This is a genomic window from Flavobacterium sp. CF136 (assembly GCF_000282055.1).
GTDB lineage: Bacteria > Bacteroidota > Bacteroidia > Flavobacteriales > Flavobacteriaceae > Flavobacterium.
Genome location: NZ_AKJZ01000013.1, coordinates 1 through 20,967, shown reverse-complemented (window position 1 = coordinate 20,967; position 20,967 = coordinate 1). Strand labels below are relative to the sequence as shown.

The following is a 20,967-nucleotide window of genomic DNA, read 5'->3' as shown; positions in this document are numbered from 1 at the left end:
ATGGGCTTAATTTAGTACCAAACCCGCTGTAGTACCAGAACGTTAGTGGCAAGCGTAGAAACTCTACGGTAAATAAAAACTATGAATAAATCAGAACAAGAATTAGAAAAGCAAGAATCTGAAATTAGAAAAAACTTAGCTTATGTTTTTATACCAATTGTTATAATTCTTGTAATTATATTTATATACCAAAACAACTCATTAGACTACAAAAGAGAAAAATATCTGGAAAGCAAAAAAATAGAATTCAACGGAAAAGTAACTGCTAAAAAAGAAGATGGAGATTACACCAGAGCTCCAAGATTTATGATTTTGAATGACTACAATGAGATCAGAATTCCAAACGAAATTTATTACCAAATAAATGTTGGTGATTCAGTTTATAAAGAAAGAGGAAAAGATTCAGCATATTATTACTTGAAAAATGGAAAAGTACTAATACAAGACTGTAACGAATACATTAGAGAAGATTACCTAAAATTGAAAAGTAAAAAAAATAAAGAATAGATGCCAGCCAGTAACAGAGCTACAATGGATTTGGGTAATTGGCTTAATGGGGAAATAGTTTGTATTTGGAATGATTTGGCAATCCGAAAATAGGGCATAATTTAGACCCAAACCTGCTGTAGTACCAGAACATTGTGGCCAATTGGGTAGGCTTCGTGGACAGTGCTGTCAGGTTTGGACAAATTCGGCCGACAAAAAATTATAGAAATTTTATACATAGTTTATGGGACAAAATCAACCTACCACAGTAACTCCATTTCTTGTTGTAAAGAATGGGAAGCAAGCGATTGAATTTTACAAAGCTGGCTTAGGGGCAAAAGAGATAGTTCAATACAATATGCCTAATGGAAAATTGACGGCTAAGTTTGCCATTGACGGAGCAGAATTTTACTTAGGTGATGAAGAACCTGAATATGGTAACCTTAGTCCTGAGACAATTGGTGGAACTGCGGTTCGGATAGTATTGACGGTTAATGACCCGGACACAATTTTTTCAACTGCTTTGAAAGCTGGCGCATATGAAATTTGCCCAGTTACAACGGAAGAAGACTGGCGAATAGGAAAATTGAAAGACCCATTTGGACATATTTGGGAAATTGGACGACCTTTAAATAAAACACAGGATTTTACTTCTTAATCAATCAAACTTTGATATGATAACTTTTAAAAACTCTATGATATGACAATTAGAAAATTCAGTTTCGTATTAATAATTATTTTAGCTTTTTCACTTGGATATTCCTTCAAAACATACACTTCACCAGACCAAAACGCTATTCGAAAAGTAACCGGAATAGGCGGAATTTTTTTTAAGTGTAAAGATCCAAAGAAGCTGAGAGAATGGTATAAAACTAATCTGGGATTGAACACTAACCAATATGGAGCTGTTTTCGAATGGCGGCAAGCTATTGATTCTACAAAAAAAGGGTATACCCAGTGGAGTCCGTTCTCAGAAAAAACTAAGTATTTTGAACCTTCAACCAAAGATTTTATGATTAATTACAGGGTTGAAAATTTATCGGCCTTGATAGAACAATTAAAGAAAGATGGTGTAACCATTACTGACGAAATTGAAATCGCTGAATATGGCAAATTTGTTCACATATTAGATTTAGAAGGAAATAAAATTGAATTGTGGGAACCAAATGACGTGGAATATGAAAAATTAGGAAAGAAAATGGGAAGCATAACAACAAAATAACCAGATAACACTAAACTACTATCTAGAATAAAAATTGCTGAATTTACAGGCTCGGAAAGTTCAAAATCACAATTAATTTTATCTTCACTGAAAGAACCCAGGCAACTTTTTAGCAGTTTTCCTTAGCCTGCAAGATGTTATAACCAATTATAAATGAAACGATTCAAAATAATTTTTATCTTTCTAAATTTCCTTTTATTGAATTGTAAAAACTCAGATAAAAAGAAAGTTGACAGTCGAAAACCTTACGAAATGACAGAAACTAACTTACTGAATAGAGTTAAACTTGCCATAAATCCAAAATTTCAGGATTGGGTTTTATTCAAAAATGGAACATATATAATCTTTGACAATGCAGACACAATTCCGAATTTAGAAAGTGAAGCAATAAAATCAATGAAAGAATTTGGACCTGTTTATATTGGAGGATCAGCCGGAGATTTTGGTGTTACACATTTAAATCAAACTGAAGGTTGGCTTGTATCTGGGCATGGATACGGAATGTATACTTATGTAAATCCAAACGAACTCAAATCAGAAAAACCGAATGATGTAGAAATTGGTTTATTTGGGCGTAATAAAAGAGATTTAGACAGTAAAGAACCAATTATAATACACATTAATCGAAAGGTAAAATAACCCCGGCTCTCCTACTTCTCATCAACAAAAAATACTCTAATGTACGAAGTCACGAGACTTCGCTCACATTGCAATAGCAGGCAACATTGGCAAAATTATTATTCATATTAAAGATTCTTGTATTTAAAGAAAAAATGCAAAGCGGATTCTAATAAGCGATAAAGTCATTTGGCCATTCGTAATAAAAAGCATAAAAACAAATTTATCGCATAAACCCGCCTTTAATTCAGAATGCTTGTTACTATTTTGCGGCACGCATAAACAAGTTAAAAAACATTTGGATTTGTGTAGGTAAAATATTTATCTTTGCGACTAAGATATTTAGACAATGAGCAAAAAACAACCGGACAATATCATCCAACAGTTCAAAATTACAAGCAGACAGTATTCTGATGCTTCAATTTTTATGCACGAAGCAATCGCACGAAAAGCAAAGTTAACAGGTTCCGATCACAAGTATTTAGGACTCATACTTCAACACAAAGAACTAACCGCAGGCGATCTCTCAAAACTGACAGGGCTAACAACAGGAGCAGTAACAGGTTTAATTGACCGTTTGGAGAAAAAGAAGCTTTTAAAAAGACAGTTCACCAAAGATGACAGGCGAAAAGTAATCATCGTGCCAAATGTGGAAAATAGCATACAGCTATTACAACCTCTTTTTAGCGAACTTCAACAAAGAACTGCAGATCTTATTGCTTCTTTTTCTATAACAGAAATACAATCTATTGAGCGGTATTTTATTGAAGCGACTACTATAATGAAAGAAATAACCAAAAATATCAACATCAAACAAAATGACTGAAATGGAGAATATAACAACAAGCTACCTGACAAGAGCAGAGACATGGCTTTGTATCACAACGCTAATTTACTTTTTAATGAATGGCGCACAGATTTTTGAAACTCTTATTCTTGTTCCCAAGTGGGCAGCTTCCCCACCAGACAACTTCGGTCTCTTATTAGACGGACGTGGAGTAAGCTTGAAAATATTTTGGATAGTTTTCCATTCACTGCACGAAATTACATTCATCCTTGCAATCATCTTCTGTTGGAAAATTGACCCTGTCAGAAATTGGCTTCTGATTTTATTTGCTATTCACTTTGCTGTTAGAGCTTGGACACTTTCCTATTTTGCACCTAACATTATCGATTTTCAAAAAATAGCAGAAACGCCATCACATGCAAAAGATCTGATAACCCGAACTTCACTTTGGCAGGCCCTCAACTACATTAGAGTTGCAATTTTCATTGCAGTTTCATTAGGATTCATACCTTTATGTATTAAGTTATTTAACTTGCAGCATTAACAAAAGACACCGAAACAAGCAAAAATAAAAGCAACAAGCTAAGCGATCATTGCTGACTGATTAGATTATCTTAGCGAAATGAAATTAAAGTATACAGAATATCTGACTGGAATAGGACCGAAACTGTTTTGGAATAGAAAAAAAAAGTAAAAAACAAATTTTAATTAGCCTTTTTTATTATTCTTAACTTTTATAGTTAATACGCAATGAGAACAATCGTTTTACCAATTCACATAAAACATGAATAAATTATAAAAGTATGAAAAGAACCGTTTTTGCAACAATACTTGCTGTTTTTGGCTTTGTTACCTGTTTTGGACAAAATTCTGACAGACAATGGCTCAATCAGAATTATGCCAATGATGAAAAAGAGTATCACAACCTTGACATCCATTTGCCCAATGCAGAGAAACCTGCCTATAAGGCAATAATTGTAATATACGGCAGTGCATGGTTTGGTAATAACCTAAAACAAACGGCGTTCGAAACTATAGGGAAACAGCTTCTCGAAAGCGGCTTTGCAGTTATAACTATCAACCACAGGGCCAGTTCCGATGCTGCTTATCCGGCTCAAATCAATGATGTAAAAGCTGCGATACGATTTATAAGAGGAAATGCAGTTAAATACAAAATTGATGCCTCATTCATTGGTATTACAGGTTATTCTTCAGGTGGGCATCTTGCGTCATTAGCAGGAACATCAAACGCTGTTAAAGAATTTACGGTAGGTAAAAAGACAGTTAATATTGAAGGTAATATAGGAAACTACACCTCCTTTAGCAGTTCTGTAAATGCCGTAGTCGACTGGTTTGGCCCTATTGATATGGCTCTCATGGATGAATGCAAAAGACCCAAAGACAAAAATTCTCCCGAAGCTGCTCTTATCAAAGGCAATCCGGCTGACAATCTTGATTTGATAGCCCTTCTTAATCCTGTCACTTTCATTGATAAAACAGATCCTCAATTTATAGTAATTCATGGCGAGGCCGATAATGTTGTACCCTATTGTCAGAGTGAGCTTTTCGCCAAAGCATTAAAAAAAAGAGGATTATTAACTGAGTTTATTTCTGTTCCCGAAGGCCAGCATGGCCCTGTTACATTCAATGACAGTACTTTTAAAAAGATGACCGATTTCTTCCTGAAAGAAGCCGAAAAAAAATAATAGTAACACATTCAGTATACCACCTGCTCTGTGAAGTCTTTCTGAAATAACAAATACTTAAAAGTCAGGATAAGTTATGTTAGCTGTGCGAAATCCTGGCTATTTTCAGGCGACAGAATGACTTAAAAAAGGAAAATCAATATTTCAAATTTAATTTATAAACAATAAAATATGGTGCCGATTAATGAACTTTTACTTTTTTCGCTGGCCGCATTTGTACTGGTAATCAGTCCTGGTCCAAATATGCTTTATTTGATTTCACGTTCTATTACACAAGGAAAAAAAGCAGGAGTAATATCACTTGCAGGAGTAATTTGTGGATTTTTATTTCATATTGCTATGGTTTCTTTTGGCCTGACTGCTGTACTTTTTGCCGTGCCAATAGCATATACGATTCTAAAAACTATTGGGGTCTTTTATCTTTTATATTTAGCATTTCAAGCTATAAGACCAAACAGCAAAGGGATTTTTGAGACTCAAGATAATTTATCAATAGACAAGCCATGCAAATTATTCAGAATTGGGTTTCTAACTAATGTTTTAAACCCAAAAGTTGCCGTTTTCTATTTGTCATTTTTTCCGCAATTCATAAAACCTGAATATGGTTCTATTTTTACACAAAGTATTCAATTAGGCATTACACAAATTTTGGTTAGTTTTAGTGTCAATTTCATAATCGTTTTAACTGCATCAAAAGTTTCAGGGTTCTTTTCAAATAATTCGGTTTGGATAAAAGCACAAAAATGGTTTATGGCTGGAGTTTTGACAGCTTTGGCAGTTAAAATGACTTTTACAAAGGCCAAGTAAAATATAAAAAAACATTATTTTAGCAGGAGCGTAAAACAAGTTGGCAGTAATGCTGTGACAAATCGCTTCAATCTTAGATTAATAATCAAAAAATAAAAATTATGAATCCGAAAATGATATGGTCAAATTTAGCCGTAAGCGATTTAGAGCGAACAACTAAATTTTATACTGAATTAGGGTTTAAACCCAACGGTAAGTCTAATGAATTGACAAGTTTTCTTATTGGTAAAAATGATTTTGTAATGCACTTCTTTTTAAAAGACATACTCAAAACCAGTATAAAAGGTGAAATAATCGACTCGCAAGTCTCAAACGAAGTTATATACACTCTTTCTGCTGAAAGCAAGGACCAGGTAGACGATTGGGCGAAAGAGGTTGAGAGCGCAGGAGGGAAAATTATTTCCGAACCGGAAGAATTTGGAAAAGGATATTACGGTTTTGTTTTTGCAGATCCTGATGGCCATAAGTTTAATGTTTTTTATATGAAAGGTCTTTAAAGGTGAACAAAGAAGCACGAACAGCTAAACACCTCGCCTTTAAACTTATTTTTTGATGAATAGAGAAGAAAAAATCAATCAGCTTCGTGAGAATACCGAATTTGATATTGTAATAATTGGCGGAGGAGCTACCGGACTTGGTTGTGCAGTTGATGCTGCCAGCCGTGGATATAAAACCCTGCTTTTGGAGAAGTACGATTTTGCTAAAGGAACCTCAAGCAGATCTACAAAATTAGTTCATGGCGGAGTAAGATATTTGGTGCAGGGCAATATTCATTTAGTTCGTGAGGCTTTGTTGGAACGTGGCCGAATGTTACGAAATGCACCCCATATTTGTCATAAATTAGGTTTTGTAGTACCAGTATATAAATGGTGGGACAAATGGTATTATGGTTTTGGCTTATGGATTTACGAGTTTTTATCGGCTAAATTCAGTTTGGGCAAAACAAAAACACTTTCTAAAGAAGAGACTCTAAAGCATTTGCCTGACCTGGATTCGACTCATTTAAGAGGAGGTGTCCTGTATTATGACGGACAGTTTGATGACAGTCGACTCGCAATCAATCTGGCACAAACCGCAATTCAGCATGGAGCTTTGGTGTTAAATTATTGTGGTGTAATTGATTTCATAAAAAAAGATAATAAGATAATTGGTTTAAAAGCAAAAGACGAATTATCAAATCAGGAATATGTTATTAATTCGAAAACTATAGTTAATGCAACCGGTGTTTTTGCTGATGCATTATTACAAAAGGCAGAAGGGCATGAAGAAATAACAATAGCACCTTCGCAAGGGATTCATCTTGTACTCAATAAGTCTTATTTTGAAGGTTTATCAGCTATGTTGATTCCTAAAACCTCTGATGGCAGGATTTTATTTGTAATTCCCTGGCATGATAAAGTAGTGTTGGGTACTACTGATACTCCTGTTAAAGAGGTAGCCTTAGAACCAAAACCTTTGGAAGAAGAAATACATTTTATTATTAATCATTTTAACAAATACACAAAACATAAAATTGATTATGCTGATGTGAATAGTGTTTATGCAGGCTTACGCCCATTGGTTAAAGCAGGTTCTGAGAAAAAGACAGCTTTACTATCAAGGGAACATATTATTAAAGTACTTCCTTCCGGTTTAATTCATGTCGCAGGGGGCAAATGGACGACCTACAGAAATATGGCCGAACAAACCATCAATAAAGCAATACAAGTTTCGGATTTGAAATATGTTCGCTGCAAAACGAGGCGTTTGCAAATTCATGGTTTTACTCATAATAAAATCAATTCTCATTTGGCTGTTTATGGTTCTGATGCAAATTTGATTCAACAAATGATTGCAGCAGATATTTCTTTATCTGAAAAAATCCATCCCTCCTATCCTTATACAAAAGCAGAAGTAGTCTGGGCTGTAAAAAACGAAATGGCTTTAACTATTGAAGATGTTTTGGCAAGAAGAATCAGATTGCTTTTTCTTGATGCAGGAGCAGCAATAGAAGCTGCACGAGCTGTTGCAGAAATTATAGCTCCTTTATTAGGAAAAAATACCGAATGGGAGAAAGAACAAATAGTTGCTTTTCAGAAATTAGCTCAGGGGTATTTGTTACGGTAAGACATTTGAAACCAGAAACAAAAAAATATTCTTATTTTTGATACTATCAATTTCAAACATCAAACAGTATGCAGGAAATGATTACCATAAAAACATTTGATCAGGCGGCAGATTTAGAAAAGCCAAGACGCGTATTAAAATATGTTCTGATTTTTTGTACTTCCGGTACAATCACTTTTTCTGTGGATGAAAACGAATTTATATTAATCGAAAATTCGGTTTTGACGATTACTTCCGGACAGATTCATTATTTCAAAAACAGCAATAATGCAAAAGGATATATTTTGGAATTCACCTATAATTTCTTTTGTAAAGATGATACTGATATAGAATTGATTTTTCATAATGGCTTGTTTTGTCATTTTGCCATGAATGAAATGATTCGTGTTGATACCGCCCCAACGATCATTAACGAACTGGAAGAAATCAAAAAAGAATTAACCGAAACTCCTTATCAATATCTGATTTCAGTCCATAGCCGAATTGAATTGATTCTGATTGAAATCAACCGCACCAAAATTAATCGCGGCGATGAAATCTATAAACCTGATGCTTTATTCCTTCATTTTTTGGAAACTGTTTTGAAGAATTTCGATAAGAATCTTTCCGTAACTGAAATCGCAGCTTTAATCGGCACAACAGAATCTAAATTAAATGAGCTTTCAAAACTTCACACCAATAAAACGGCTCAAAATGTCATTTTCGGATTAATTATTTCTGAAGCAAAACGCCTTTTCAATTATGAAAAATTATCAGTCAAAGAAGTCGCTTATGCTTTAGGTTTTAATGATCCGTTTTATTTTTCTAATTTCTTTAAAAAGCACACCAGCATCTCTCCAAAATCTTATAAAGAAAAAGCACTTAATTAATAATACATGCTTTTTCCGGAATTCTCTATTCTTTAGCAAGACTACTTGTAACATCTTTGTATCAGTAATAATAACTAACCATTTAGGTGTATTTTTTTTTATTTAACACATAGAAACATAGATTTTTATCCTAACGATTGAGGGCAAATAAAAACCACGTTTTTTCATATAGCTATGATATTTATATAAAGTGAAACGTCTTTTTATGCTTTTAAAACTATGATTCTATGTGTTAAAAATTACACGTAACGAGTTAGTTACTAATCAAAAGTATATGAAAAGATATCAGGATCATGCAATTTTTCTTTTACGAATTACATTAGCGACAGGTTTTTTATCTGCTGTTGCGAGTCGGTTAGGTTTGTGGGGAAAACATTCTTCGGGTTGGGAAAGTTTTTTGGTTTATACCGAAAAAGTAAATTCGTTTGCTTCAAAAAGCATTATTCCCACTATTGCCATCACAGCTACTATTGCTGAAATACTTTTGGCTTTACTCCTATTGATTGGTTGTCAAACAAGATTGGCTTCAGTTGGCGCATCAGTTCTGACTTTTGTATTTGCACTCGCCATGACATATTCCTTTGGAATAAAAGATCCTCTTGATTATTCAGTATTTACATTTTCTATGGCAGCTTTTCTTTTATCAACTGTTGACAATTACAGATGGAGTTTAGATGAAATTTTAAAAAATAAAAAACAACTTAAAAATCAATAAAAATGGAAAAACAAGTTACAAGAACCAGCGAAATGAATTGGAAACCTTTAATTGAAGAAGGTGTAAAAACAGATGGAATCTATGTAAAAATTTTATGCTTTGATCCGGCAGCAAACAGGACTACAGCATTTTTATTAAAATTTGAAGCCGGTGCCTCTTACCCTCTCCACAGTCATCCTGCGGGAGAAGAAATTTTTGTTCTTGAAGGCGAAGTCCGCTCCGGAAAAGACGAATTAAAAAAAGGCGATTATTTGTACATGCCACCAGGAAGTACACATTCTGTATTTTCTAAAACGGGTTGTATTTTGCTGTTTAGGGTTCCGGAAGAAGTCGTGATTTTGAAATAACTTCGTTTATAGACTTACAACTCTGAAGCCTTTGAAAACGTTTGTTTTTGAAGGCTTTTTTGTTTAAATGAAAAAACAATAAATATATTTTAAAAAGAATAACACCAGGTAAACCTTCGTGTTTACATCTTATTTTGGATAGATGGGCGAAGACTTGTTTCGTATATTTATAAGTTAGCCGTAAATTTACACGACACCCGAGCGACAGTGAACGGAACGAAGCTAAAGCAATCTATAATTTTATATGAAATATGAACGTGCAAGAACAAATCAAAGAATATATTACCAGTCAGCCCGAACCCAAACGCAGTGACATGCAAGAGTTGCACAGCATCATTCCTGAAATGGTACCAGGATGCAAATTATGGTTCCTGGATGGTAAAAACAGTGAAAATAAAACTGTTTCTAATCCTAATATAGGATATGGACTTCACACCATAAAATATGCTGATGGAAAAACCAAAGAGTTTTATCAAATTGGTCTAAGTGCAAACAAAACTGGAATCTCTGTCTATATTCTTGGTATTAATGATAAGACATACTTATCTAAAACGTACGGAAAAAAAATAGGCAAAGCAAGTGTGACCGGGTATTGCATTAAATTCAAAACGCTGAAAGATATAAACATTGAAATACTTAAAGCGGCAATACAACATGGGTTTGAAGCACGGAATGAAATGATTTAATAAAGTAATTAAACTTTAAATGCAGTATTGATTATCAATGTGAAATCTTAAAATAAAACTCCAATAGTGAGCTATTAATAGAAAACAAAAGAGCGTCCCATAAGGACACTCTTTCAAATTTTAAAGACGAAACTAATAAAATAATTATAGCTTATTATTTTCCCCAGAACTCATCTTCAACATCCTGATCTTCTGAAAATAACCAAACCTGAACAATTTTACCATCTGTCACTTCGAACAAATCATTACCATTCATTTCAATAGTTTTGTCACCACTTTTTGCACTAAATTGTACCGGACTCGAAACAAAATTTCCATTGGCCATTAACGGAGCTGTTGGCTTAATAACCAGTGAACCTTGTGCTGCACCCATCATATCGGACAACATCCTGCCAATAGCTTCAAGACTGCTTTGTGTTCCTGAAAACTTGTTTTTTCCCGGTTGATGCCATTTTGCGTTTGGGTTAAAATACGAAAATGCTGTTGGAATATCTCCTTTTTCGAGTGCTATTGAATAAGCCTCTACTACTTCTTTTACTGTCATTTTTGCTGTTTGTTTGTTTATTAAAGAACCATTTCTTTTTTGTGGATTATACACTTCGAATACTAATTTTAACCTTCAAATTTTATTTAGAACATCAAGTTATTATTTGCACGTTTCTCCGGCATCTGCATCATAGCATCCCAGTGTTCGACAAACTTGCTATTCTCCAGACGATAAATATCTATAAACCTCCATTCCTTTCCTGCCATTTCATAACGTGAATGAAGAATAACAATATCATCCTCTGCAATAATATGCTTAAATTCAATTTTTTGCTTCTGTACTCCTTGTGAGGCAAGCATTTGTAAAAGTGCTTTTACTCCCTCTGGCCCATCAGCTATTGTGGGGTTGTGTTGTACAAAATCCTTACTGATGTAATCATCTACTGCAGTGATATCTAAATCGCCAAAAATTCTTTGGTAAGCCGTGGTTGCTATTTGCTTGTTTTTTTCTTCTTGTGCCATAATACTAACTTATTTGTTGTGCAAAGTAATGACATTGCTTACTTTTGCACAAGTACCTACAAATAAGTAGGGTACTTACATATTAGTTAGAATAATTGATTATCAATGGAAAAAAATATAAAAAAAATTTTTGTTTCAGACGAGAATTGCCCGGTTAGGAAATCTTTAGGCTTACTTAGCGGTAAATGGACATTATTAATTTTGTTTCAAATAAACGAAAGAGTAATCCGTTATGGAGAATTAAAAAGAGCCATTCCGGGTATTAGCGAGAAAATGTTAATCCAGGAATTAAACTTTTTGGTTGAAAACAAATTAGTTTCAAAAAAAGCATATCCGGAAATTCCGCCAAGAGTAGAATATAGCTTAACAGAACTTGGATTAAAGACATTACCAATTGCTGATACATTAGCATCATTTGGTTTAGAAAATTTGATATAAAATTTCCGGCCTCTAACAGTATGCGAATTCTCCCGACTTCGCCACACATTGCTATATATCATCCCAATTTAGCGCAACTCTTTTTTCACATGTGCTTAAACTGGCTACAAAGTGTGGCTTCACATAACAGAAAAGCCTCAGACTATTAAAAAACTAAAAATCAGATTTTTAAGGACCCTGTATTTGATTTTTTTTTTGATAACCCTCCGAATAATTTCTAAATTTGAAGTAGTTTTTTACAAACTGAAATTGTATTTGATTTTAAATAGACTCACAATTATGAAATTATTTACGTTTACTCTTGCTTTTTTTTTGACTACGCTTACTTTCTTTGGACAATCACCTAAATATGACCTTGCTATAAAGAACGCAAATGTCTTTGACAGCAGAACAGGGGCGCTTACATTAAACCAAACGATTCTAATCAAAGATGGTATCATTACTAAAGTAACAAGGAATCAAAAGAACTATTCTGCTGTAAAAACTATTGACGCCGGAGGAAAACTGGTAACTCCTGGATTTATCGACACTCATATTCATCTAACTGATGTTTATCGTACCTATGGAAAGTTACCTGAGTATTTACCAAAAGACTCTTTAGCAGTTTATAGAAAGCGGCTTTCTGACACATTTTTACCTTATGGAGTGACAACCGCGATGATTATGGGACAGCCTGAAAAATGGCTGCCGCCGATACTCAGCTGGCATGCTGATTCCCATCCAAATTCTTTAAACATTAGCACAGTAGGCGGAGCGCTGATTTCAAACGAAGGCCGTAAACCCTATATTAACCACACTATTGTAGATTCCCCTTTGGCTGCAAAACAAAAAGTTAAAGAATATTACAAATTGGGCATAAGGCATATAAAGCTTTATTGGAAGCTTCGAAGACCCGAATTTAAAGCAGTTTTTGAAACAGCCGATAGCCTCGGAATGAAAGTTTATGGGCATATTGACCAGAATATCATGTTTATAGATTCAACGTTGGATATTGGTTTACGTAACTATGAACATATTTTAACTTTGGTTAACAGTGTCTGGCATGTTCCGGATTATGAAAAAGATTTTAATTTAGAAATGCAAAAATATTATGCTCCGGGCACTGCAAATCGAAACCGTCAGTTAGAGCGATTGGAGATGTTTCGTTTTATTCACGACAAAAAATCAACAGTAATAGATTCTTTGATTGATAAACTTTCAAAAAACAAGGCAACATTTTCTACATCAATCCATCTGATGGCCGAGCCATTTGGGTTAACTTATTTTTCTACCAAAACGGACACCTCACTATCCACGGAGGAAGCAGCCAGATGCAAAGAGAATTTTAAGATATTTATGGGCTATGTAAAACAGTCATTTGACAAAGGAGTCAAACTTCGGATTGGTACTGACTGGCCAAGTGGCGGCAAGGCAATCATTTCCGAGCAATTACTTTTATCAGAATATGGATTTACAATTCCTGCAATTCTACAGATTTCAACAATAAACGGGGCAATAGCTTTGGGTTTAGACAATAAATATGGTTCAATTGAAAAAGGAAAGAATGCAGATTTACTTATTTGGGACAAAAATCCATTTGATAATTATAAAAACTTTCTTGCCAGCAAGACAATAATTAAAGACGGAATTGTTTTCGAGCAAAACTAAGGTACACAATATTATTTGTAAAACAAGGCTGGCAAAGTTGAACTGATAAAAACAAGAGATAATGAATACCACTCTAAAATTATAAAAATTGCCCGCTGGATTAAATAAGCTACCTTCACCAAAAAAACATGAACAAAGGAGGGCCAATTATTATAATTGAAGACGATTTAGATGATCAGGATATTTTAACTGATATTTTCAAGGAGCTTGATTATAAAAATGAAATCATCTTTTTTACTGAAGGTGAAAAAGCATTAGAATATTTGACATCAACAGAAGTTGAGCCTTTTATAATTTTCTCTGATATAAACATGCCAAGGCTAAGTGGTATGGAACTTCGTGAAAAAATTCATGAAAACGAAGATTTAAGACTTAAATCAATTCCGTATTTATTCTTTTCCACAAGCGCAGAACAGCAACATGTTGTAGATGCTTATTCCAAATCTATTCAGGGCTTTTTTGTTAAACCTTCAAACTATAACGAAATAAAACAAATAATTAAAACAATTGTAAGTTATTGGGAAGCATGTGTGTCGCCAAACTATGTAAAATAAATTTCCTTTATAAAAGACATAATACTTTATAAAACTGATACAGCATTTCAGTTTTTAAGTTTTACACTCTCCGCGAAGTCTTCTGACTTATGCGGTTTTTTTATGCTTAAATTACTTCAAATCCTTCTTAATAACCAAATACTTCAAATCAGTATTTCCGGCATTACTTATTCCATGTTCAACATTGGATGGGCAATATAAACTCGTATTCGGTCCAACAACTGTCGTTTTTCCATCCAAATAAAAGGAAGCAGAGCCTTCTAAAATATAGAAAAATTCTTCTTCGACATGATGATGTGGCGCGTGGGTTGATTTTCCGGGTTCGACGATACTCATTTTGAGCGTGTTTTCCTGAGTGAAATTTCTATCGGCAAACCAATATTGGTAGCCTGCTTTGGTTTTGGCAGCTTTGTCTAATTCAAAGTGATTGACGCAGTTTTCTATTGTATACTTTTGATTGGCCGGAGTTGTTTCTTTTTTTACTTCCTGAGATTGTACGGCTTGGTGTGTTATTAAAGCAAGAATTGCTATTTTGATGGTTGATGTTGGTTTCATTTTCTTTTTTGTGTAATAATACAAAAAAATGCCTTTTGGCTAAATCGAAGGTTAAAATAAATTATTATTGATTAGTCATTAGATTAGACTTTTGTCTTAACTTTGTTTTTGATGAACAGAGATACAAACTTTATTAAATTTTAAATTATGCAAGTAATTAACATCATAGCATATACAGAAGACGCTTCTCAAATTGAGGCTGTAAAAGCTATTATGAAAGCATTGAAAATAAAATTTGAAATTGCTAATACTAAACCTTTCAAATTATCTTCTGAACAACAAGAAATATTAGATAGTCAAATAAACTCAGACAAAAACTTATACACTGATGCTGAATCAGTTTATACTGATTTAAAGAATAAGCATGAGTTATAACATTATTGTTTCTCCCATTGCATTAAAAAATATTGAAGAAGCTGTTGAGTATTATATTTTAAAAGCAAATAAAAAGATCGCTTTAGATTTCCTGAATGACTACAAAAAGACTTACAAAACTTTACAGCTAAATCCTTTTATCAACTTCACGATAATAATTATAGCTTTTTCCCTTTTAAAAAATTTCCTTATATCGCTTTTTTTATTGTTGATGAAATTTCAAAAACTGTTTTTCTAAATGCAGTTTTTCACACTTCTCAAAATCCTGATAAATATCCTGTAAAATAAAAAAGTTAATAAAATTACTAAGCTTTCAGGCTAGCCCCGATGGAAATGGTATCCTTTTATGGCAGGGTTTGCCATAAAAGATATAGTGGACAGCGGGACCAATGGTCTTGAAACACGAAAACTTACTGCTTCTTAAAAAAATAATTATTCAACAACTCCTTATTATCAAAGGCTTTCAGCATTTTTTGTTATCAATCTATACCACGATAAGAAAAAATTATAATTTAATTATATCATATTTCAAAAAACTGCCATACATTTGCCTAACAGTGTTAGATTATTTAATACTATTTAAAATGGCAAGTAAAGATCGTATTTTAAGACAAAAAGAAGAGACAAGAAATAACATTCTTGAGGCTGCTTATGCTATCGTTAAAGAAGAAGGCTGGCATGGTCTGAGTATGCGAAAGATTGCCGACAGAATCGAATACACTGCTCCTATAATTTATGAATACTTTTCTAATAAAGATGCAATCTTAAGAGAATTGACCGGTAAAGGTTTTGTCAAATTGGGAAAAGAGCTGGAAAATGCTAAATCTAAATTTGAAAAACCGGAAGAACAGATAGAGGCCATGTGGATGGCTTATTGGGATTTTGCCTTTACGGATACCGAGATGTACCAGGTAATGTTTGGCGTTCAGATGAATTGCTGTACGGAACAATGTGATGCTGCAAAAACACCTTACAAGCTATTTACAGATGTTATTGCTGAAATCATGAAAAACAGCAACCCGACCGAAGAAATTATCAAACAAAAATATTTTACTTTCTTTTCTGTCATTCATGGCTTGATTGCGATTAACATCATCAACAAAAGTGACCTTATGGAAACTATCAACAATCAGATTCTAAAAGATGCGATTGGGGGAATCATAAAATCAATACAATAAAAAAAATTTCATTTTTACTTAACAGTGATAAATGATTTAATGGGTAAATTAGAAAACCTTTTTTTATTCTTTTACTTAACAGTGATAAATAATTTAATTAGCATAATATAAAGGCTTTTTTTATCCAATCACTTAACAGCGATAAATAATTTAATACCGATTTATGAAACAGAATTGGAAAGCATCATTATATGGATTTTTAGATCAATTTACTTAACAACGTTAGAAAATTTAATAGAATTAAATATGAATATTCAGAATACCTCAGATAAAAATTTTAAAAACGGGAATGTCCAACAAATTAAAACCAATATGAAAATGAAAAATGTAATTATAACCAGTTTTATCCTCGCACTTGTTCTTAGCAGTTGTGCAGATAAATCGCAGGCGCCTGCTGCTGCACCTGCACCGCTTTTGCCGGTTTTGGCAATAACAAGCGAAAACACTACTACTGACGCTGAATATCCTGCTTCTATACAAGGAACTGTTGATGTTGAAATCCGTCCGCAGGTAAGCGGAAACCTGGACCGCGTTTTGGTAGATGAAGGTGCTTATGTTTCTAAAGGGCAATCTTTATTCAAAATAAACGAACGTCCTTTCCGTGAGCAATTAAATAATGCCTTAGCGAGCCTTCATGCTGCGGAAGCTGCTTTAATCAACGCTCAGTTAGAAGTAGATAAACTAACTCCTTTGGTACAAAACAAAGTCGTTTCTGATTATCAGTTAAAAACGGCTAAAGCATCTCAAAAAATTGCGGCTGCCAATATCGAACAGGCAAAAGCAATGGTAGCATCTGCAAAAATCAATTTAGGATATACGAATGTTACAGCTCCTGTGAGCGGTTACATTGGAAGATTGCCTAAAAAACAAGGAAGTTTAGTTTCCGCAACAGATATTGAAGCTTTGACTACACTTTCTGATGTTCATGAAGTATATGCTTATTTCTCTTTGGGAGAAACTGATTTCATCAACTTTAAAGCACAATATGCAGGAAGCAGCATTGGAGACAAAATCAAAAAATTACCTCCGGTTTCTTTAATATTAGCTGATGATAACGCTTATCCTCAAACAGGAAAAATTGATATGGTAGATGGTCAATTTGATAAAAATACCGGTGCTATTACTTTAAGAGCAACTTTTCCAAATGCAAACGGAACTTTGCGTTCAGGAAATACAGGAAGAATCCGTTTAGGATTACAACATGACGATGCTATTTTGGTTCCTCAATCTGCTACAATCGAAATGCAGGATAAAGTTTTCGTCTTTACGGTAGGCAAAGAAAACAAGGTTACTAAAATGCCAATCACAGTTATTGGTAAAAGCGGTACCAACTATCTTATTAAAGACGGTGTAAAAACCGGTGATCAAATTGTATTAAGCGGTATCGACAAACTTCAGGAAGGTCAGGTAATTCAACCTGAGAAATCAACTGCTAAAGTTGCTCAAATAATTAACAAAAAATAATTTTTACGCAAATGTTCAAAATATTTATACAAAGACCCGTACTGGCAACCGTTATCTCCATTTTATTGGTGATATTAGGTATACTCGGTCTTACAAAATTGCCTTTACAACAGTTTCCTGATATTGCACCTCCATCGGTTTTGGTAACGGCAGTGTATCCGGGAGCAAACGCAGAAACGGTTTTACGTTCTGTTGCACCATCTCTGGAAGAATCTATAAATGGTGTTGAGAATATGACTTATATGAGCTCAACTGCCAGTAATGATGGTACTTTAGCTATTACCGTTTTCTTTAAACTTGGTACAGATGCGGATCAGGCAGCAGTAAACGTTCAGAACAGGGTTGCTCAGGCAACGAGCCAGTTACCTGCAGAAGTAGTTCAGCAAGGTGTAATTACTGCAAAACAACAAAACAGTTTTATTATGGCAATCGGTATGTATACCGATGATGAATCTAAATACGACCAGACTTTTGTTGCCAATTATGCTCAAATTAATATTATTCCGGAGATTAAACGTATTCCGGGTGTAGGTTCTGCCAGTATTTTTGGTGGTGTAAAAGATTACTCAATGCGTGTGTGGCTAAACCCGACACAAATGTCAACTTACAATGTTACGCCAAACGAAGTTATGGCAGCTATTCAGGACAAAAGTCTGGAAGCTGCTCCTGGTAAATTTGGAGAAAGAAGTAAAGAGGTTTTCGAATACGTAATCAAATACAAAGGAAAGCTAACCAAACCGGAAGATTATCAAAATATTGCAATTCGTTCTAATACTGATGGGTCTGTCCTTCGATTAAAGGATGTTGCGAGAGTTGAACTTGGTGCGTACTCCTACAACAGTTTAACACGTTTAAATGGTAAAAAAGGAATTGTTATTGGGGTTATTCAGCTGGCAGGTTCTAACTCAAATGATATTCAGATTGCGATCAACAAGCTGATGGTTAAAGCCTCTAAAGATTTTCCTGCCGGAATAAAACATAATATTTTCTATAGTACAAAAGTTTCTCTGGATCAGTCTATTGCACAGGTTGAGCATACTTTAATCGAAGCTTTTATATTAGTATTTATCGTTGTATTTATCTTCCTTCAGGATTTTAGATCGACATTAATTCCGGCAATTGCGGTTCCGGTAGCGATTTTGGGTACGTTCTTCTTCATGCAGTTATTCGGATTTTCGATTAACTTACTGACATTGTTCGCTTTAATCTTAGCAATTGGTATTGTGGTCGATGATGCGATTGTCGTCGTCGAGGCGGTACATGCCAAAATGGAACATAAACATCTGTCTCCAAAAGTAGCTACACACGAAGCGATGCACGAAATTACGGGTGCTATTATCTCGATTACGCTGGTAATGGCTGCTGTATTCTTACCTGTTGGTTTTATGGAAGGTTCAACCGGGGTATTCTATCGTCAGTTTGCTTTTACGATGGCGATTGCAATTGTAATTTCAGCAGTAAACGCTTTGACTTTAAGCCCTGCCCTGGCCGCTTTATTCTTAAAAGATAATCATGCAGCTCATGGTGATGCTCTATACGTAAAAAAAGGATTTAAAGAAAAATTCTTTACCGGATTCAATAATAGTTTTGAATCGTTAACTAACCGTTATGTGGGTGGATTAAAATTCTTAATCCGTAACAAATGGGTTAGTTTAGGCGGGTTGGTTTTAATTACTTTCGCTACGGTTGTAATGGTTAAAACAACTCCGGCAGGGTTTATTCCGACAGAAGATCAGGGTTTTATCGCAATCGCAGTAAATACACCTTCAGGGACATCTCTTGACGGAACTCAAAAAATAATGACTGAGGCTGAAAATACTTTAAGAGGTTTGGATGCATCACGATTTGTAACTGCTATTTCAGGTTTCAACTTATTGACAAATTCTACCAGTCCGTCTTCAGCTGTTGTTTTCGTATTGCTTAAACCGAATGAAGAGCGTGGAAAAGTTAAAAATATTGATGAAATCATGAATGAAGTTCGTGGCAAATTAGGCACTATTTCAGGAGGAAGTTTCTTCGTATTTAGTTTTCCAACCGTTCCGGGTTTCAGTAATGTTGAAGCTTTAGATTTAGTACTGCAGGATAAAACAGGCGGTAAACTGGATAAGTTTAGCGGAATCTCGCAGAACTTCATTGGTGAATTGATGAAACGTCCGGAAATTGCTGTTGCCTTTACGAGTTTCAAAGCAGATTATCCTCAATTACAATTGGATATCAATGATGAAAAAGCAGATCAATTAGGTGTAAAAGTCAAAGACATTCTGCAAACCATGCAGGCTTATTTTGGTAGTGCACAGGCATCTGATTTTAACCGATTTGGAAAATATTACAGAGTGGTTGTTCAGGCAGATATTGCTGACAGAGCAGATCCGTCAGCTATAGACCGTGTATTTGTAAAAAATAAAAATGGTGAAATGGTTCCAATAAATACACTGGTAAAACTAACCCGTATTTATGGTTCTGAAACAGCTTCGAGATACAATTTGTTCAACTCAATTTCGATCAATGCAATTCCGAAACCCGGTTTTAGTTCCGGAGACGCCATCAAAGCAATCGAAGAAGTAGCTGCCCAGCAATTGCCAGCCGGTTATGGATATGAATTTTCAGGACAAACCCGCGAAGAGATTTCTTCCGGAGGTCAGTCGGCAACGATATTCATGCTGTGTCTGATATTTGTTTACTTCCTGCTTGCAGCACAATATGAGAGTTACATTTTGCCTTTGGCCGTAATCTTATCAATACCTGCGGGAATATTTGGTGTATTTGTGGCCATTGGCTTAACAGGAATCGAAAATAATATTTATGTACAAGTTGCCCTTGTCATGCTAATTGGACTGCTTGCCAAGAATGCCATCCTGATTGTCGAGTTCGCCGTCCAAAAACGAAAATCCGGTCAGGCATTAGTCAAAGCTTCAATAGATGCAGCAAAACTGCGTTTACGACCAATTATTATGACATCACTGGCTTTCGTCGTGGGGTTAATTCCAATGATGAGTGCCACAGGACCATCGGCTCAGGGTAACCATTCGATTAGTATAGGTGCAGCCGGAGGTATGGTTTCGGGAGTAATTCTTGGGTTGTTGATCATCCCGGTTTTATTCATCGTATTCCAATATTTACAAGAAAAGGTTTCTGGAAGACCAGTTGCCGTAATTCATAACGAAGAAAAATAAAAATGGAAAATTATATAACGACAATTCTGGTAGCCATTATTATTGGCATCGCTTACATATCCTATAAAATTTCAAGAGATCTTGAATCCAAAAAAGATACTTGCACAGAAATTTAACCCGTTGGGTGAAATTAAAAAAAAATCACTTTAACACATAGAAACATAGATTTTTGTGTCGAAAAAAGAGATCAAAAGAAACAAGTTTCCACACATAGATAAGCTATGTG

General features: G+C 34.5%; 24 protein-coding genes. 21 read left to right on the top strand and 3 right to left on the bottom strand.

Annotated elements, in window-relative coordinates; genetic code table 11:
• Positions 1-81: 81 nt before the first annotated feature.
• The 14 genes from PMI10_RS05780 (at position 82) to PMI10_RS05715 (ending at position 10,349) form a co-directional block, all read left to right on the top strand.
• A complete protein-coding gene (locus PMI10_RS05780; RefSeq protein ID WP_007805574.1) occupies positions 82-507 on the top strand; it encodes a hypothetical protein in 426 nt (141 codons plus the stop codon).
• 223 nt (positions 508-730) lie between these two features.
• Positions 731-1,144 (top strand): VOC family protein, encoded by a 414-nt coding sequence (locus tag PMI10_RS05775; RefSeq protein WP_007805572.1) that lies wholly within the window; start codon positions 731-733, stop codon positions 1,142-1,144.
• Positions 1,145-1,186: 42 nt separating this feature from the next.
• Positions 1,187-1,708 carry a VOC family protein gene (locus tag PMI10_RS05770; protein ID WP_007805571.1) on the top strand — a complete coding sequence of 174 codons (522 nt, stop codon included), beginning with the start codon at positions 1,187-1,189 and terminating at the stop codon, positions 1,706-1,708.
• 198 nt (positions 1,709-1,906) lie between these two features.
• Positions 1,907-2,347: a hypothetical protein gene (locus tag PMI10_RS05765; RefSeq protein ID WP_007805570.1), complete on the top strand. Its 441-nt coding sequence runs from the start codon at positions 1,907-1,909 to the stop codon at positions 2,345-2,347.
• Positions 2,348-2,675: 328 nt separating this feature from the next.
• Positions 2,676-3,152 carry a MarR family winged helix-turn-helix transcriptional regulator gene (locus tag PMI10_RS05760; protein WP_007805569.1) on the top strand — a complete coding sequence of 159 codons (477 nt, stop codon included), beginning with the start codon at positions 2,676-2,678 and terminating at the stop codon, positions 3,150-3,152.
• Position 3,153: 1 nt separating this feature from the next.
• A complete protein-coding gene (locus tag PMI10_RS05755; protein ID WP_007805568.1) occupies positions 3,154-3,657 on the top strand; it encodes a hypothetical protein in 504 nt (167 codons plus the stop codon).
• A 259-nt stretch (positions 3,658-3,916) separates the two neighbouring features.
• Entirely contained in the window at positions 3,917-4,819 is a 903-nt protein-coding gene (locus tag PMI10_RS05750) for an alpha/beta hydrolase (RefSeq protein WP_007805567.1), read from the top strand.
• 171 nt (positions 4,820-4,990) lie between these two features.
• Positions 4,991-5,626 (top strand): LysE family translocator, encoded by a 636-nt coding sequence (locus PMI10_RS05745; RefSeq protein ID WP_007805566.1) that lies wholly within the window; start codon positions 4,991-4,993, stop codon positions 5,624-5,626.
• 101 nt (positions 5,627-5,727) lie between these two features.
• Positions 5,728-6,123, top strand: coding sequence for a VOC family protein (locus tag PMI10_RS05740; protein ID WP_007805561.1), 396 nt, complete (start codon positions 5,728-5,730; stop codon positions 6,121-6,123).
• A 55-nt stretch (positions 6,124-6,178) separates the two neighbouring features.
• Complete coding sequence (locus PMI10_RS05735) at positions 6,179-7,732, top strand: glycerol-3-phosphate dehydrogenase/oxidase (RefSeq protein ID WP_007805560.1); 1,554 nt, start codon at positions 6,179-6,181, stop codon at positions 7,730-7,732.
• A 68-nt stretch (positions 7,733-7,800) separates the two neighbouring features.
• A complete protein-coding gene (locus PMI10_RS05730; protein WP_007805559.1) occupies positions 7,801-8,601 on the top strand; it encodes an AraC family transcriptional regulator in 801 nt (266 codons plus the stop codon).
• A 274-nt stretch (positions 8,602-8,875) separates the two neighbouring features.
• Positions 8,876-9,316 (top strand): DoxX family membrane protein, encoded by a 441-nt coding sequence (locus tag PMI10_RS05725; RefSeq protein WP_035631460.1) that lies wholly within the window; start codon positions 8,876-8,878, stop codon positions 9,314-9,316.
• Between the two features lie 2 nt (positions 9,317-9,318).
• The gene (locus PMI10_RS05720) at positions 9,319-9,663 is read left to right on the top strand and encodes a cupin domain-containing protein (protein WP_007805557.1); all 345 of its coding nucleotides are present in this window, start codon (positions 9,319-9,321) and stop codon (positions 9,661-9,663) included.
• A 314-nt stretch (positions 9,664-9,977) separates the two neighbouring features.
• Complete coding sequence (locus PMI10_RS05715) at positions 9,978-10,349, top strand: DUF1801 domain-containing protein (protein ID WP_238539447.1); 372 nt, start codon at positions 9,978-9,980, stop codon at positions 10,347-10,349.
• Positions 10,350-10,503: 154 nt separating this feature from the next.
• On the opposite strand, the gene PMI10_RS05710 is transcribed toward PMI10_RS05715, so the two are convergent.
• Positions 10,504-10,893, bottom strand: coding sequence for a nuclear transport factor 2 family protein (locus PMI10_RS05710; RefSeq protein WP_007805547.1), 390 nt, complete (start codon positions 10,891-10,893; stop codon positions 10,504-10,506).
• Between the two features lie 86 nt (positions 10,894-10,979).
• Positions 10,980-11,357 (bottom strand): nuclear transport factor 2 family protein, encoded by a 378-nt coding sequence (locus PMI10_RS05705; RefSeq protein ID WP_007805545.1) that lies wholly within the window; start codon positions 11,355-11,357, stop codon positions 10,980-10,982.
• A 105-nt stretch (positions 11,358-11,462) separates the two neighbouring features.
• Between PMI10_RS05705 and PMI10_RS05700 the strand changes: the two genes are divergently transcribed.
• The 3 genes from PMI10_RS05700 to PMI10_RS05690 all read left to right on the top strand — a co-directional run bounded on the left by PMI10_RS05700 (position 11,463) and on the right by PMI10_RS05690 (position 13,996).
• Entirely contained in the window at positions 11,463-11,795 is a 333-nt protein-coding gene (locus PMI10_RS05700; protein ID WP_007805543.1) for a winged helix-turn-helix transcriptional regulator, read from the top strand.
• 279 nt (positions 11,796-12,074) lie between these two features.
• Positions 12,075-13,442, top strand: coding sequence for an amidohydrolase family protein (locus PMI10_RS05695; protein ID WP_035631459.1), 1,368 nt, complete (start codon positions 12,075-12,077; stop codon positions 13,440-13,442).
• A gap of 128 nt (positions 13,443-13,570) precedes the next feature.
• Positions 13,571-13,996, top strand: a complete 426-nt coding sequence (locus tag PMI10_RS05690) for a response regulator (RefSeq protein WP_007805539.1) — start codon at positions 13,571-13,573, stop codon at positions 13,994-13,996.
• A gap of 111 nt (positions 13,997-14,107) precedes the next feature.
• Here the strand turns inward: PMI10_RS05690 and PMI10_RS05685 are convergent, their stop codons facing one another.
• Positions 14,108-14,551, bottom strand: coding sequence for a cupin domain-containing protein (locus tag PMI10_RS05685; protein WP_007805537.1), 444 nt, complete (start codon positions 14,549-14,551; stop codon positions 14,108-14,110).
• A gap of 147 nt (positions 14,552-14,698) precedes the next feature.
• On the opposite strand from PMI10_RS05685, the gene PMI10_RS05680 reads away from it, so the two are divergent.
• From PMI10_RS05680 to PMI10_RS05660, 4 genes are all read left to right on the top strand, one after another.
• On the top strand, positions 14,699-14,926 hold the full coding sequence (locus PMI10_RS05680) for a DUF2683 family protein (protein WP_007805535.1): 228 nt from the start codon (positions 14,699-14,701) through the stop codon (positions 14,924-14,926).
• Positions 14,927-15,510: 584 nt separating this feature from the next.
• Positions 15,511-16,104, top strand: coding sequence for a TetR/AcrR family transcriptional regulator (locus PMI10_RS05670; RefSeq protein WP_007805531.1), 594 nt, complete (start codon positions 15,511-15,513; stop codon positions 16,102-16,104).
• Between the two features lie 246 nt (positions 16,105-16,350).
• The gene (locus PMI10_RS05665) at positions 16,351-17,568 is read left to right on the top strand and encodes an efflux RND transporter periplasmic adaptor subunit (RefSeq protein ID WP_007805528.1); all 1,218 of its coding nucleotides are present in this window, start codon (positions 16,351-16,353) and stop codon (positions 17,566-17,568) included.
• Positions 17,569-17,579: 11 nt separating this feature from the next.
• Positions 17,580-20,741, top strand: a complete 3,162-nt coding sequence (locus PMI10_RS05660) for an efflux RND transporter permease subunit (protein WP_007805526.1) — start codon at positions 17,580-17,582, stop codon at positions 20,739-20,741.
• Positions 20,742-20,967 lie beyond the last annotated feature (226 nt).

Excerpts from the sequence above, each read along its gene's own strand:
- PMI10_RS05715 (WP_238539447.1), top strand. The coding sequence starts at position 9,978 with ATGCAAGAGTTGCACAGCATCATTCCTGAAATGGTACCAGGATGCAAA.
- PMI10_RS05670 (WP_007805531.1), top strand. The coding sequence starts at position 15,511 with ATGGCAAGTAAAGATCGTATTTTAAGACAAAAAGAAGAGACAAGAAAT.
- PMI10_RS05660 (WP_007805526.1), top strand. The coding sequence starts at position 17,580 with ATGTTCAAAATATTTATACAAAGACCCGTACTGGCAACCGTTATCTCC.
- PMI10_RS05685 (WP_007805537.1), bottom strand. The coding sequence starts at position 14,551 with ATGAAACCAACATCAACCATCAAAATAGCAATTCTTGCTTTAATAACA.
- PMI10_RS05730 (WP_007805559.1), top strand. The coding sequence starts at position 7,801 with ATGCAGGAAATGATTACCATAAAAACATTTGATCAGGCGGCAGATTTA.
- PMI10_RS05720 (WP_007805557.1), top strand. The coding sequence starts at position 9,319 with ATGGAAAAACAAGTTACAAGAACCAGCGAAATGAATTGGAAACCTTTA.
- PMI10_RS05775 (WP_007805572.1), top strand. The coding sequence starts at position 731 with ATGGGACAAAATCAACCTACCACAGTAACTCCATTTCTTGTTGTAAAG.
- PMI10_RS05700 (WP_007805543.1), top strand. The coding sequence starts at position 11,463 with ATGGAAAAAAATATAAAAAAAATTTTTGTTTCAGACGAGAATTGCCCG.
- PMI10_RS05745 (WP_007805566.1), top strand. The coding sequence starts at position 4,991 with ATGGTGCCGATTAATGAACTTTTACTTTTTTCGCTGGCCGCATTTGTA.
- PMI10_RS05665 (WP_007805528.1), top strand. The coding sequence starts at position 16,351 with ATGAATATTCAGAATACCTCAGATAAAAATTTTAAAAACGGGAATGTC.
- PMI10_RS05705 (WP_007805545.1), bottom strand. The coding sequence starts at position 11,357 with ATGGCACAAGAAGAAAAAAACAAGCAAATAGCAACCACGGCTTACCAA.
- PMI10_RS05770 (WP_007805571.1), top strand. The coding sequence starts at position 1,187 with ATGACAATTAGAAAATTCAGTTTCGTATTAATAATTATTTTAGCTTTT.
- PMI10_RS05725 (WP_035631460.1), top strand. The coding sequence starts at position 8,876 with ATGAAAAGATATCAGGATCATGCAATTTTTCTTTTACGAATTACATTA.
- PMI10_RS05710 (WP_007805547.1), bottom strand. The coding sequence starts at position 10,893 with ATGACAGTAAAAGAAGTAGTAGAGGCTTATTCAATAGCACTCGAAAAA.
- PMI10_RS05755 (WP_007805568.1), top strand. The coding sequence starts at position 3,154 with ATGGAGAATATAACAACAAGCTACCTGACAAGAGCAGAGACATGGCTT.
- PMI10_RS05680 (WP_007805535.1), top strand. The coding sequence starts at position 14,699 with ATGCAAGTAATTAACATCATAGCATATACAGAAGACGCTTCTCAAATT.
- PMI10_RS05780 (WP_007805574.1), top strand. The coding sequence starts at position 82 with ATGAATAAATCAGAACAAGAATTAGAAAAGCAAGAATCTGAAATTAGA.
- PMI10_RS05740 (WP_007805561.1), top strand. The coding sequence starts at position 5,728 with ATGAATCCGAAAATGATATGGTCAAATTTAGCCGTAAGCGATTTAGAG.
- PMI10_RS05735 (WP_007805560.1), top strand. The coding sequence starts at position 6,179 with ATGAATAGAGAAGAAAAAATCAATCAGCTTCGTGAGAATACCGAATTT.
- PMI10_RS05695 (WP_035631459.1), top strand. The coding sequence starts at position 12,075 with ATGAAATTATTTACGTTTACTCTTGCTTTTTTTTTGACTACGCTTACT.
- PMI10_RS05690 (WP_007805539.1), top strand. The coding sequence starts at position 13,571 with ATGAACAAAGGAGGGCCAATTATTATAATTGAAGACGATTTAGATGAT.
- PMI10_RS05760 (WP_007805569.1), top strand. The coding sequence starts at position 2,676 with ATGAGCAAAAAACAACCGGACAATATCATCCAACAGTTCAAAATTACA.
- PMI10_RS05750 (WP_007805567.1), top strand. The coding sequence starts at position 3,917 with ATGAAAAGAACCGTTTTTGCAACAATACTTGCTGTTTTTGGCTTTGTT.